Raw genomic sequence first — 13,206 nt, forward strand, 5'->3', positions numbered from 1 at the left:
GTCATTGGATGTCGTTTGACTCCTCTGTTAGCCGAGAATCCTTTGGCTCGCAGAAGGTCGCGGAATTGGGGGGTGATAATTTTTTGATATCTACAACCACGATTCGCGCAGAACTGGAAGATTACATCAAGAGCGAAGGGACAACCCTGCACCGTTTCTCGGAATCTGCCGGGGTGAACGTCGGAACGTTAAGCGGAATTATTAACGGGAACCGACCGATTGCCATCGGTCAGTTGGATCGAATTACGGCTGCGATGGGGTTGCCTGAGGGACACTTTTACGATTTATACGCAGATGAATGTTTTACTTCTTCATCTCCTCATTGGAGGAGGCTACGGCCTTTCCTGATGAGATGCGCCGAGTTGCAGAAGCATGACTGTATTAAGCAGGTTCTAAACCGTTTGTTAGAGGATTTGAAACAAATCGCGGGCATTTTCGATACAGCCGAAATGATGTATGAACAAGGTTGGAAAGAGGCTGCGGTTATACTCTATGAAAGCGTTATCGAAAGTGAGCGATCTAGCCACTCCGAACGCTTGGCGATGAGTTATTATCGGATATTTCAAATATTTCAAACTGATACGAGAAGAGGCTTTAAAGCTGCATTGCAATTTTTACCTTACAGATATCGGTTGCCTGAAGCCTATGCTCTCGATGGTTTACTGATGCTAACTGAGATCTACGCACTGAGATTTAATTGGTCTGAAGTTGAGAATTATGCGGATGAGCTCTGTCAATTCACCGAAGCCCTTTACAACAGACGCATCTGGATGGATGAAGACTTCAAACCTAAACGTCCATTGGTCTACTATTATGGAAGAGCTTATTTAATTAAATCTAGCTCTTATGAGTACCGTGGAATGTTTGAAGAATCCAAGAAGTGGATTCCGAAGTATGCAGATTTGAGCTGGTTTGAGGGTCTCGATGAAGCGGGGAAAGCCGAAGTAGAGCAACTTAAGATGTTTGCATACGCTAACTGGATGTGCATGGATATCAAATCAGGAAATCGAGAGTTGATAGGGGAGTATGTAAAATTCCTTGAAGAGCATCCAGGTGAAATTGTTGAAGGGCTAACCACGTTAATTGAGGCGTCTAATCGACATAATTACTTTATCGATGAAATTTTAAATAAATTCTCCGATGATATTGATGATTATAGAAAAATCAAACAGACATCAAAATCGAATTACAAAGAGCCATCACTTATATTTAGACGTGCAGTTTTTTTTCAGAACTACGCACTCTATTATTTTCGAAAAGCTCTATATGAAGAAGGGATATATCATCTCTTATTCAGTATGGAGTTAAGTATATTGTTAAACAGCAAAGATCTGATAGTTAATAATATGGCATTATTTGAGTTGCATCGGAAGCACGCCTCTTTGAAACAATGCAATACTTATTCTGAGTTATGTAGAAAGGTGTGGGAAAATGAAAAAGAAAGCATTTTGGGCGGTTTCGGCTATAATTATGGTTAGCTTTTATCCGGTAGCTATGACGTTATTTTCTCACGGATGGGGTTAATTCATTTACTAATAGAAATCTATAATAAGGCTTGGCTAGATCCTACTGGCCCTATTTTAAAATTCCATTTCAAAAAATGGAATTTTTTTTGTTTCTTGCATTAGGTCTCATTATGCAATATTTGGCAACCTCTTCTAATATGTTCCTAGGGTGATCGAGATGAACAGTTCTGAAAAAATCAGATTTCGGATCGAATTGGAAAGACAAGAATTAAATCGGCTCGCACAGAGATACGGAATGCGCCATGCACGGGTTCTCCATCAGTCGGTTGTTCTTGACCGCTTGTTAAATAAATATAGCCAAGTCATATATTCCAATTACCGAAGAAGGAAGCCGATCGCGTAGATGCGGTTTCTTTTCTTTGTCCGTTGGCTAATTCCTTAATTCATAATCTTTTTAATTTCCTCAATAGACAATTGGGTCATATCCGCAATTTCATCCAGAGTGAAGCCCTTGGATAACAACCTGCGCGCGATTTGTCGGCGTTCGATGAGGGTGCCCTGTTCGATCCCTTTCTCAATTCCTTTCTCCAGGCCTTCTTCCAACCCTTTCTCATAACCTTGACGCATCCATGCAGGCATTAATTCCATGATCACTTCACTCTCCTTTGCATATTGCTTCGCCAGCTCCCGAAGCATTTCTTCATCCTGCCGGGGATCCGGCTCGAAATATAAATCGGCGATCGACATGACTAGCGCTAGACGGGCTTGATCCAGTCTTTGGCTAAGCTGCAGCAGCATGCGCAGATAAGCCAGACGGAGCTCCCGTTCCTCCCCTTTATTGTAGCCCATTTTGGCTAGTAATGCAGCAGCCACAGGGTTGTTAGAATCTACGAATCTGCGCCAGGGTTGGTTAATGAGCTCGACTTTCAAAAACCGAAATTGGAGGATATCCTCTCCCAGAATCGACATGCTTAAGGAATTTCGCTCGTTTTTACTTTCCGCGGACGTAAAGATGGCGATAGGGATGATGAGTTGATGTTCCTTCCGATGCCGTTCAAAGAGCCGGCTGAAGTAGATAAACATCCGCTCGTGGAAGTCGGCCTGTCGATACGATTGAGGCTCCAGATGGATGAGGATGAAGGCATCCGTACCGATATATTTGGTTTCCAGCAGGAGATCGAGCGTACGCGCTTCTTCTCCTACCACATCCACAAGCTGCTCTTGCATGAGGAAACGGGTTTGGCTGAAGTCCAGCTGCGATTCAAGTTCAGGGAAAAACAATGCGATAAATTCCGCGAAAAACGTATGCAACAGCTTTTTAAAAGCTTCGTCATGAGGGATATTTTTCTTCCCGTAGTTGCCGCTTTGCGATTCCTCGCCGACTTGTTGAATCAAGGATAATTCGGTTGCCACAGACGGATCACACTTCCTTTCCGAACGCAAAAAAAGCACACCACGCGCGCCAAGATTGGCGGATGCGCAAGTGTGCTTCACTTCGCTTACATTTAGGTTTTGGTTATGCCTAGTTTATCCGAAATGGGTCACTTTGGCAATTGTCACTCCGCTTTGCTTGGGGCTTACCGGAAGGAGGTGACCAAGCTCTGCAACAGCGTACGCACATCGTACTGGTACTGATTGATCGGCGCAATCGGCTTGTTCAATCCTAACAGGCCATATACCGCCATGCGGGCGGCACGGACGGAATATTCTTCGGTGAAAACGACATCGTCCGGGATTTCGCAGAATTGACCAATAAACGCTAAGTTCGTGGAGCCGTCCGGGATGACCTTCGGCCGATCGCCAATCGCTCTAGGCATGAACTGCGAGGTGATGAACGGCATCATACATGGAATACAGTTGGCGGTGGAAATGATCGCCTCCATGTCTTCTTCGAAGTGGAGATGGTGCAGCAACTCGGTGAGAATCTCCTCACCGGTACAATCGGACATTTTCTTAGGCACGTAATCCCCAACGCGATCCGGGAATAATCCATAACCCCAGAAGACCTTCACATGCTCCGGCTGGTTGCGAAAATGCGGCTGATGAGCCAGCACAATGGACATGAACCAGCTCGAATCCTTAAAGGTGACAAGTGCGCCAGTTCCGGCCTTGTTGCGAGAGAAAGCTTCCATCCGGTCAAAAAAACGCGAGTCCTGACAAGTCACCGTAAACGATTCCCATTTGGACTCTTCAATATGGTCGGCGAAGACGGAGGGACGTCCAAGGCCCGGTTTCTTGGCGGCTATCCGCTCCCATAACTGCCAAGAGCTGCCCTTGCTGTTCAGCTTCGGCGCTGTATGCATGGAGCCGAGGCTGTAGCCCTCCGTCATCGAGCCGTTGGTGACGATCACCAGATCGTCTTCGCCCAAATCGAGGACTTGCGGTTCGCCGTCTTTCAGATAGTGTATCCGCGTCACGGTGATCTCATCGCCTTCTCGGAAGTCCAGATCCGTAACGGTGCATTTCAGCGAAAAGTCTACGCCGTGCTTCTCCAAATACTTTTGCAGCGGGAGAATGAGGGAATCGTATTGGTTATAAGGTGTGCGAGTGACCCCCTCCAACGTGTGGATTCGTGGGAATTCATGCATAAATCGGAGCATGTATCTTTTAAACTCCACAGCGCTGTGCCAAGGCTGGAAGGCAAAGGTGGTGGCCCACATGTACCAGAAATTTGTCTTGAAAAAATGCGGGCCAAACCAGTCATTGATCCGCGCAGTGCCCAGGCTCTCTTCAGGGGCCATAATCAGCTTAACCATGGCCATCCGGTCCGTCATATCAAAGCCCATAGAGGTCACGTCCACAACCTGGCCGTCCCGGTTGACTAACCGAGCGTTGGAATGCGTCTGGTGGGCGGTATCGAAAGCGATGATCTCATCCCGCACCGAAAGTCCCGGGGGGTCTATCGAAGGGATGGAGCGCAGCAAATCCCATGTATTTTCATAAGTCTCATCATTCAGCATCCGGCCGCCGCGGATCACATATCCGCGTTCACTGTCTCCGGCACCGTCGTTACTGCCGCCCAGCACCTTCATTTCCTCCAACACATGAATATTCTGACCGGGAAAATCACAGTCCCGAATCAGGAACGCAGCCCCCGCCAGGGAAGCGATCCCTCCGCCAACAAAATAAACGTGATGAGTGTGACGATCTGCAGACATAACTTTCGCCTCCAAAGAATGTGATGAATGGAACAATTTCAATGTAATCTGTCTTGGGGGCGAGCGAAATCAACAATGCAGGGCGCCTGTATAAAAAAACGACACTCCCTAAGGAGTGTCTAGGATTCCGACGGAATCAGCCAGATTTCGCCTTGGTCAGATGGGAGCTAGACAAGAGAATCACCTGCTTTGTGGAAAAAATAGGTGGGCCATCCTGTCTTCATTATACTCTCGCTCCAGCCAGCTATCAAAAATAACCCCCGCTAAATCGATAGCGGAGGTTACAAACCTCAAGGTCCTAGGATTAACTCGTCTTCGACTTATTGTAAATATCGAAGGCGACGGCGAGCAGCAGGACCAGCCCTTTGATGCCTTGCTGCCAATCGACCCCAAGCCCGATCAGCGACATGCCATTGTTCATCACGCCCATCACCAGGCCGCCGATGATGGCCCCGATAACGGTACCAATGCCGCCGGAGGCTGAAGCGCCACCGATAAAGCAAGCCGCGATCGCGTCGAGCTCAAAGTTCGTCCCGGCCTTCGGTGTTGCCGAATTGAGGCGGGCGGCGAAGATCAGACCGGATAGTGCGGCCAAAGCGCCCATATTGACAAAGACCCAGAACGTTACCTTTTTGGTTTTGACACCGGATAGTTTGGCGGCCTTCTCATTGCCTCCAAGCGCGTAGATATGGCGCCCGGCCACCATGCGATTCATCACGAACGAATAAATGACGATGAGGAAGAACAGGATGATCAGAATGTTCGGCAGCCCGTTATAAGTGGCGAGCACAAAAGTAAAGATGTTAATGATAGCTACGAGCAGGAGGAGCTTCGTGACGAACACCCAAATTGGCGCGACCTCAAACTGGTATTTGAGCTGGGTCCGCCGCTCTTTCCATTCCTGCCAAATGAGGAGAAGGGAGAGCACCAGACCAAGCAGAATCGTCAGAATATGCAGGCTGCCGCCGCCAAACCAGTCGGGAATGAAGCCGGAACTGATCCGTTGGAACGATTTCGGGAATGGGGCAATCGACTGGCCGCCCAGCACGATCATCGTCAAGCCCCGGAACAGCAGCATCCCGGCTAACGTGACGATAAAAGCGGGGATTTTCACATAAGCGACCCAAAATCCTTGCCAAGCCCCGATCAGTCCGCCGATCACTAGTGAAATGAGAATGGTCAGGAATGTAGGTAACTGAAGATCTACCAACATGATCGCAGCCAAAGCTCCGATAAAGGCGGCGATGGAGCCGACGGACAAATCGATATGTCCAGTGATGATCACCAGCACCATCCCGATGGCCAGCACCAAAATGTAGCTGTTTTGCAGGATTAGATTCGTAATGTTCAGCGGCTTAAGCAGGATGCCGCCCGTTAAAATTTGAAACAAGATGGTGATGAAGATCAAGGCGATAATCATGCCGTATTGACGTATGTTTTTTCTAAAAAGTTCGCTAACTGCTTGCATCGGTCTACCCCCTGCCTCGAGTCATGGATTTCATCAACACTTCCTGGGTGGCGTCCTCGCGCAGCACTTCTCCGGTGATCCGGCCCTCGCTCATGACGTAGATGCGGTCGCACATCCCGAGAATCTCCGGAAGCTCTGAGGAGATGAACAAAATGCCCTTGCCCTCGTCCGCCAATTGATTGACGATCGAATAAATTTCATATTTGGCTCCGACATCAATGCCGCGCGTTGGCTCATCGAGAATCAAGATTTCCGGTTGTGCGAAGATCCACTTGCTGAGGACGACTTTCTGCTGATTGCCGCCGCTCAGGTTGACCGTTTTTTGCAAAATGCTGGGTGTTTTAATGTTCAGCTTGCTCCGATATTCCTCCGCGACCAGCACTTCCTCCCGTTCATTGATCACGCCGCGGCGGGACAACTTCTTTAACGAAGCCAGCGAGATGTTGCGTTTGATATCGTCGATCAAAATTAAACCGTATTGTTTGCGGTCTTCGGTGACATAAGCGACGCCATGCTTAATCGCTTGACTGATGTCGTTAAATCGGACCTCTTTGCCGTGGAGGAACAGCTGACCTTTAATGTGTCGTCCATAGGATCGGCCGAATAAGCTCATCGCCAGTTCGGTTCGGCCAGCACCCATCAAGCCGGCGATCCCAACGATCTCTCCGCGGCGGATATTGAGATTGATATCGTCGAGTACTTTACGATCCTCTTGCTGCGGATGGGTGACCTCCCAACCCCGGACTTCAAAGATCACTTCACCGATCCGGGGAACCCGCTCCGGATAGCGGTGGGTGAGATCGCGGCCAACCATGCCCTTGATGATGAGATCTTCGGTCACCTGATCGGCCTTCATATCTAAGGTCTGAATCGTCCGGCCATCCCGGAGAATGGTGATCGAATCGGCAACCTTACTGATTTCGTTTAATTTGTGCGAAATGATGATGGAGGTGATGCCTTGTTTCTTCAGCTCGAGGATCAACTCCAGCAGGTTTTCGCTGTCATTTTCGTTCAATGCGGCTGTGGGTTCGTCCAAAATTAACAGTTTGACCTGTTTAGATAAGGCTTTGGCGATTTCCACCAGCTGCTGCTTGCCGACGCCCAGCTCCAAAACGCGCGTGGCCGGGGATTCGTTTAAGCCGACCCGCTTCAGCAACGCTTTGGTTTTGACCGTTGTTTCGTTCCAGTCGATCAATCCGTGCTTGCTCTGTTCATTCCCAAGAAAAATGTTCTCCGCGATGGAGAGATAAGGGATCAGCGCCAGCTCCTGATGGATGATGACGATCCCCAGCTGCTCGCTTTCTTTAATATCTTTGAATTCGCAGACCTTGCCCTCGAATAAGATCTCGCCTTCATAAGAGCCATGCGGATAAACCCCGCTCAGCACCTTCATCAATGTCGATTTACCAGCCCCGTTCTCCCCGCACAGGGCGTGGATTTCTCCGGATCTGACCTTGAGGTTGACATTGCTGAGCGCCTTGACCCCCGGGAACGTCTTCGTAATGCCCCGCATTTCCAAAATTGTATTGCTCACATGCGTCACCTGGCCTTTCACTCACGGTACGTGCATAGCGACGGCCGCCCGAATCCGCGTCCGCCGCTATGCCGGTCACCACAAGTTAATGATGTTTAGAGTCCCAGATCTTCCTTGGAGTAATAGCCGGTGTCGACGAGCGCTTGTTCCACATTCTCCTTGTCGACCGAGACCGGTTCGAGCAGGTAAGAAGGAACAACCTTCACGCCGTTATCATAGGTCTTCGTGTCGTTGACTTCGGCTTCTGTACCTTCCAGAATGCTTTGAACCATAGAGACTGCTTTTTTCGCCAGCTCGCGGGTATCCTTAAAGACGGTTTGGGTTTGCTCTCCAGCAAGGATCGATTTGACCGATGCCAGCTCAGCATCCTGGCCGGTTACGATCGGCATCGGTTTGCTTCCGGAGCCGTAGCCGACACCTTTGAGCGAGGACAGGATACCGATACTGATTCCGTCATAAGGAGAGAGCACGGCGTCGATATTTTCCGTGGTATAGTGAGCGCTCAGCAAGTTATCCATGCGGGCCTGGGCGGTTGCGCCATCCCAACGCAGCGTGGCGATTTGCTCCATCTTGGTTTGACCGCTGCGTACGACGAGCTTGCCGGAATCGATGTACGGCTGCAGCACGGACATGGCACCGTCATAGAAGAAGTAGGCATTGTTGTCGTCCGGAGAGCCCCCGAACAGCTCGATATTGAACGGGCCTTTGCCTTCCTTAAGACCCAGCTTTTCCTCGATGTAGGAGGCTTGTTGCACACCCACCTTGAAGTTATCGAAGGTGGCGTAGTAGTCGACGTACTCGCTGTTCATGATCAAGCGGTCGTAGGCGACGACTTGTATGCCTTGATCGTGGGCTTTTTGCAGCACGTCAGTTAAGGAGCCGCCGTCAATCGCCGCAATGACAAGGACTTTTACGCCTTTCGTGATCATGTTTTCGATTTGTGACACCTGGTTTTCGATGACGTCTTCTCCGTATTGCAGGTCCGTGCCATAGCCAAGAGCCTTAAACTCCTTGACCATATTGTTCCCGTCGTTCACCCAGCGTTCGGACGATTTCGTCGGCATCGCAATGCCAATCGTTCCTTTCTCGCTGTTGCCCGATCCGCTGCTGCTGCCGTTTCCGCCGTTGGCGCAAGCAGCGAGGGCGAAAACCATCACCAAAGCAAGTAAAATGGCCGTTACCTTCTTCAAAGTCGATTCCCCCTATACTCGAAATGAATGCGCTTACAGTTCGGAGTATAGCAAGCGAAGGGGGAGGACGTATTTACAGTGATTTGACTCTTTTTATAAAAATCGAACCTTTATCGGAGGGATTGACTCTAAACCAGGGGGCTAAGAGAGGGGGATTGCGCAAAAAAAGGGGAGATTACTCCCCTTGAGCATCTTCATGTTCAAATGCGCCTTTGCGGTATTGCAGTGGAGAAAGGCCGGTCGCGCGCTTGAACGCCGTGCTGAAATAGTGCTGAGTTTCGTAGCCGACTTGCTCGGCGATTTCAGCTACTGTGAGCTCGGTGGAGATTAACAAGCGGCTCGCCCGACGGATGCGGAGCTGCGTCAAATAGCTGTTAAACGTGGTGCCCAGCTCCTGCTTAATCATGCGGCTTAAATAAGCCGGGGAAGTTTGCAGGGCTTGCGCCATCGCTTCCAGCGTCAGCCCGCTGTCGCCGAAATACTCCAGCATATATTGTTTGGCCCGGCGCACCAGCGGGGAAACGGCGTTCTCCTTGTTTACGGCGGACTTCGCTTTCCGGTATACGGAAGGAAGCTCCAGCACATCACCAGCGCCCTCGGCCAAATACACCTCGGCAGCGATCTTTAAGTGGGTTCGCACCAAGGTTTCAATGCGGTGAAAATCGGCTTCAGCTTCCACGCCCCACAGCAGGACAACGATGAGGCCGAAGGGGTCTCGGAAGATCGTTTTGGGATAGGGAGCGAGCACTTCCGCGGCGATATTCTCGACCGCAAATCCATACAACTGCCGCTCGTCTTCTTTGAACAAAGCAGGCGAAGCAGCGGGTTCAGGCAACCGGATCACGCCCAGCCAATCCGGGCAGGCGTCCGGCAGCTGTAAGAACCGCAGCTGCTCGGCGATTTCATCTGCGGTCATGCCCCCGTCCAGCCATTGCTGACAAAATCGCTCCCTCAGGAGCGGATAACTGCGGGACAGCTGTTGCGAGGCCTGCTGCCATTGCTGCTGTTTGGATGCTTCTTCCTCCAGCTCTCCGCGCACTTGTCGCAGAACTTTCTCTAACTGCGCGGGATTGGCCGGCTTCAGGATGTAATCTTTGACTTGAAGGCGAATTGCCTTCTGGGCGTATGCAAACTCGTCATGGCCGGTGATAATGACGATTTTACAGTTCGGCAGCCGCTCACGCACCTGCTTCATGAGTTCAATCCCGTCCATGATCGGCATGTTGAGATCAACGAGCATGATATGGACGTCGTGCTGAATCGCCTTCTCCAGCGCCTCCTCGCCATCCTCGGCTTCAGCTACTACCGTAAGGCGTAAGCTTTCCCAGTCCACGCTATCGCGTATCCCTTCGCGAATAATGCATTCATCGTCGGCGATGAGTACTCTCCAATGAGTTTCTGAGTAGGTTCCGCTCATGATTCAATCCTCCTAAGGCGGGTTTGTTCATCCCGAATGATCGGGTGGGTGACCGTAACGACCGTTCCTCGACCTTCCTCGCTTTGGATTGTCAGACCATATTTCGAGCCGAATGTCAAAGCAATCCGTGCTTGCACATTCAGCATCCCGTAACCTTGGCCTCCTTCGCCTGTGCCGGATGTCCCTGCCGGTTCAGCGCTCTTTTCCCGGCCATCCGGGGTACCCGCGGCCTGTAGTTCTTTTTGCAGGCGTGCCAGCTTATCCGGTGGAATGCCTTTGCCATCATCCCGGATGGTGATTACCAACATGCCGCTATCTTCAGCGGCTTCGATGACCACGCGGCCCGGCCCCCGGCGTTCTTTGATGCCATGGTAGATGGCATTTTCCACGATCGGCTGAAGGATCAGCTTCAACACATAGACGCCGCGAATTTCCGGAGCGATGTGCAGTGAGTAATCGAGTTTGCTCTGATAACGGACGTGTTGAATATGCAAGTAACTGCGCACATGCTCGATTTCATCATTTAGGGGGATGATGTCATTCCCCTTGCTCAGGCCGATCCGAAACAGCTTCGACAAGGACTCTGCCATTTCCGCGATATCCTCCGAGCCGTTGCGGCGGGCCATCCAATGAATGGTATCCAGCGTGTTGTACAAAAAATGCGGCTTAATATGCGCCTGCAGGCTTCTTAGCTCCGCCTCCCGCTTCTGACGCTCCTGCAATTCGGTCAGCGAGAGCAGGCGATGGATCTGCTGCAGCATGGCGTTGAAGCGGCGGCCAAGCAGGCCGATTTCGTCGGAACGGTCGCTCCAGTGGCGAATCGTCAGATCGCCGGACTGGGCTTTTTGCATAAAGGAGGCCAGCTGCCCGATCGGTCTGGAAATCGTGTGAGCCAGATAGAAGGAGGCCGTCATCCCCAGCAAACAGACGATAAACACAAAGCTAACCACGTAAAAACGAATTTCTCGCATTTCTGTAGCGGACTCCGCCATGGAAAAGACGCCCACGGTCGTCCAGTTGGTAAACGGCGAATGTCGGTAGATGAACTGCAAATCACGGCCGCCTACCCGTTCTGCGTAAGTTCCGGAGCCGTCCTGACCCAGCCGCTCCAGCGGGATGCGATTGATGTAGGGGGCTGGCGGGGAATAGATGAGTTCCCCGTTGCCGTCCACCACCGTGAGATAGCCCGTTTTCCCCAACCGGACATCCTGAGCGGTCTCGGCTATGACTCGCAGCTTGAGGTCGATTAAGACGACACCTTTGACTTGCTGGGTTTCGGGGTCGAGAATCGCCCTTACGGCGGAGACGACTTCACTATCCTTGTAGTTGACATGCGTCGTGACGTTGCGGTTTCGCGGATGACCGAGGATCTTGAAGATGCCTTTATTGCGGACCGCCTCTTGATACCATTCCTCCTGGGTCAAGTTGTCTGAGGTGCGTGCATACATTTCATTGCTGATATATTCACCGCGGCTGTTGACGATGAGAATGCCTGCAACTTCTGAATACAAGGTGGTGAAGCCTTGCAGAAACTTGCGAATTTCGTAATGATCGGTATCTGGCGGTGTTGTTGTTCGTGGAGGTGTTTGGACTGAAGGTGCCGATAAGATACGTTCCGCCTCGTTGTTGTTTTCGAGAAACTGCAGCACGTCTGAGTTAAAGGAGATGAAGAACGTCATGTTTTGCAAATTCTCCACGTACGTCTCCAACGACCGGTTCACCTTGCCGATTAACTGCAGCGTATTGTTCGTAATCTGGCGTTCGATAATGCGGTCGACGGTCCAATTCGTCAGCACGCCCAGCCCGATTGAGGGAAGGATGCTGATCAACATAAAGTGGACAATGAGTTTGTAGCGGATAGGTAAGTTGTTCAGTGAAAAACGACGGATTTCCCAGGATCGCTGACGATATCTATTTCGCATAGTAATCATTCACATTCTGTCGTGTAACGACGGTGATGCCGGTATCCACGCGTTGGGGAACGCGAGGGCCGGGATGCGAAGCTTCTTCCGAATCATGCTTCAACGAAAAGAGCAGCTGCAGCGACCAATACCCCATGTTCCAGGTGCCCTGGGCCATCGTGGCGGCGATATCTCCGCTTTTGACCAAGTCCAAGGTGCCTTTATCGGTGTCGAAGCTGATGATCTTCGGGCCGGAGGACGCCAAGCTAACGGCCTTGACGGCCTCCGCAACACCGATACCGCCGTTCGCTTCGGTGGTGAATATACCGGCGATGTCAGGGAAGTCGCGCAGGACTTCCTCCGCCGCTTGCCGGGAGTAGAGCTCATCGCCTTTGCCGTTTTTGGTGGCGACAATGTGCATGTTGGGGAATTCCTGCGTAATGGTGTCGGTAAAACCTTCGGTGCGTTCCTGATGATTTTGCTGATCCGGCACGGTGACGATGGCGACTTCCCCGCGTCCGCCGGTGAGCTCGGCCATTTTTCGGGCGGCCTTCACGCCGGCGGAATAGTTGTCGGTGCCAAGGAAGGAAAAAGCGCGGCTGCCGGGGGCATCGGAATCAAACAAGACGACCGGAATGCCGGCGTCAACGGCTTTGTTAATCGTGGCGGTGAGTTCGGTCGGATGAATCGCGGAGATCGCGATGCCGGCCGGTTTTTTCGCGATGGCCTGCTCCAGCACCGTAATTTGCTCGTGAATATCGCGCTGGGTGGAGCCGCGGTATTCCACGGAGACGTTCAGCGCCTGCGCTGCGTCTTCGAAGCCTTTCAGCCCGCTTTTCCAATAGTCAATGCCCATTTGAAACGTCACCATCACGTATTTCTCATCAATGGAACCCCGAAGGCCCCCGGAACTCCATTCGTCGTTCATCCGAATCTGGGAGCGGTAATCGAGCACGTATAACGCGAAGCAAGCGAAGAGAAGCAAGTAGACGATCCAAATCTTCTTCATTTGAAACCCCTTTCATAGAAAGAGTTACCAAGCAATTCACGTTCGACAACATCATACTATGAT

The 13,206-nt window shown here is 51.1% G+C and carries 10 protein-coding genes; 2 read left to right on the top strand and 8 right to left on the bottom strand.

What is annotated here, in order from left to right; translation table 11 throughout:
* Positions 1–83 precede the first annotated feature (83 nt).
* Both M891_RS0101045 and M891_RS25965 read left to right on the top strand, forming a co-directional pair.
* Entirely contained in the window at positions 84–1,478 is a 1,395-nt protein-coding gene (locus M891_RS0101045) for a helix-turn-helix transcriptional regulator (RefSeq protein ID WP_036699149.1), read from the top strand.
* Between the two features lie 205 nt (positions 1,479–1,683).
* The gene (locus tag M891_RS25965) at positions 1,684–1,869 is read left to right on the top strand and encodes an aspartyl-phosphate phosphatase Spo0E family protein (protein WP_084628780.1); all 186 of its coding nucleotides are present in this window, start codon (positions 1,684–1,686) and stop codon (positions 1,867–1,869) included.
* Between the two features lie 35 nt (positions 1,870–1,904).
* Here the strand turns inward: M891_RS25965 and M891_RS0101050 are convergent, their stop codons facing one another.
* The 8 genes from M891_RS0101050 to M891_RS0101085 form a co-directional block, all read right to left on the bottom strand.
* Entirely contained in the window at positions 1,905–2,879 is a 975-nt protein-coding gene (locus tag M891_RS0101050) for an Rpn family recombination-promoting nuclease/putative transposase (RefSeq protein WP_051416788.1), read from the bottom strand.
* A gap of 164 nt (positions 2,880–3,043) precedes the next feature.
* Positions 3,044–4,624: an oleate hydratase gene (locus tag M891_RS0101055; protein WP_028537492.1), complete on the bottom strand. Its 1,581-nt coding sequence runs from the start codon at positions 4,622–4,624 to the stop codon at positions 3,044–3,046.
* A 304-nt stretch (positions 4,625–4,928) separates the two neighbouring features.
* Positions 4,929–6,092 carry a multiple monosaccharide ABC transporter permease gene (gene mmsB, locus M891_RS0101060; RefSeq protein ID WP_028537493.1) on the bottom strand — a complete coding sequence of 388 codons (1,164 nt, stop codon included), beginning with the start codon at positions 6,090–6,092 and terminating at the stop codon, positions 4,929–4,931.
* Between the two features lie 4 nt (positions 6,093–6,096).
* Entirely contained in the window at positions 6,097–7,626 is a 1,530-nt protein-coding gene (mmsA, locus tag M891_RS0101065; RefSeq protein ID WP_028537494.1) for a multiple monosaccharide ABC transporter ATP-binding protein, read from the bottom strand.
* Positions 7,627–7,721: 95 nt separating this feature from the next.
* Entirely contained in the window at positions 7,722–8,780 is a 1,059-nt protein-coding gene (gene chvE / locus M891_RS0101070) for a multiple monosaccharide ABC transporter substrate-binding protein (RefSeq protein WP_198032009.1), read from the bottom strand.
* A gap of 211 nt (positions 8,781–8,991) precedes the next feature.
* The gene (locus M891_RS0101075) at positions 8,992–10,233 is read right to left on the bottom strand and encodes a response regulator transcription factor (protein ID WP_028537496.1); all 1,242 of its coding nucleotides are present in this window, start codon (positions 10,231–10,233) and stop codon (positions 8,992–8,994) included.
* The gene (locus tag M891_RS0101080; RefSeq protein ID WP_028537497.1) at positions 10,230–12,155 is read right to left on the bottom strand and encodes a cache domain-containing sensor histidine kinase; all 1,926 of its coding nucleotides are present in this window, start codon (positions 12,153–12,155) and stop codon (positions 10,230–10,232) included. Before M891_RS0101080 ends, M891_RS0101075 begins: the two co-directional genes overlap by 4 nt.
* Positions 12,145–13,143 (bottom strand): substrate-binding domain-containing protein, encoded by a 999-nt coding sequence (locus M891_RS0101085; protein WP_028537498.1) that lies wholly within the window; start codon positions 13,141–13,143, stop codon positions 12,145–12,147. Before M891_RS0101085 ends, M891_RS0101080 begins: the two co-directional genes overlap by 11 nt.
* Positions 13,144–13,206 lie beyond the last annotated feature (63 nt).

The organism is Paenibacillus sp. J14 (assembly GCF_000518465.1).
GTDB classification, from domain to species: Bacteria; Bacillota; Bacilli; order Paenibacillales; family Paenibacillaceae; genus Fontibacillus; species Fontibacillus barengoltzii.

Bases quoted from the DNA above. Each gene is read 5' to 3' on its own strand.
- M891_RS25965 (WP_084628780.1), top strand. From the start codon at position 1,684: ATGAACAGTTCTGAAAAAATCAGATTTCGGATCGAATTGGAAAGACAA.
- M891_RS0101055 (WP_028537492.1), bottom strand. From the start codon at position 4,624: ATGTCTGCAGATCGTCACACTCATCACGTTTATTTTGTTGGCGGAGGG.
- mmsB (WP_028537493.1), bottom strand. From the start codon at position 6,092: ATGCAAGCAGTTAGCGAACTTTTTAGAAAAAACATACGTCAATACGGC.
- chvE (WP_198032009.1), bottom strand. From the start codon at position 8,780: ATGGTTTTCGCCCTCGCTGCTTGCGCCAACGGCGGAAACGGCAGCAGC.
- M891_RS0101075 (WP_028537496.1), bottom strand. From the start codon at position 10,233: ATGAGCGGAACCTACTCAGAAACTCATTGGAGAGTACTCATCGCCGAC.
- M891_RS0101080 (WP_028537497.1), bottom strand. From the start codon at position 12,155: ATGCGAAATAGATATCGTCAGCGATCCTGGGAAATCCGTCGTTTTTCA.
- M891_RS0101085 (WP_028537498.1), bottom strand. From the start codon at position 13,143: ATGAAGAAGATTTGGATCGTCTACTTGCTTCTCTTCGCTTGCTTCGCG.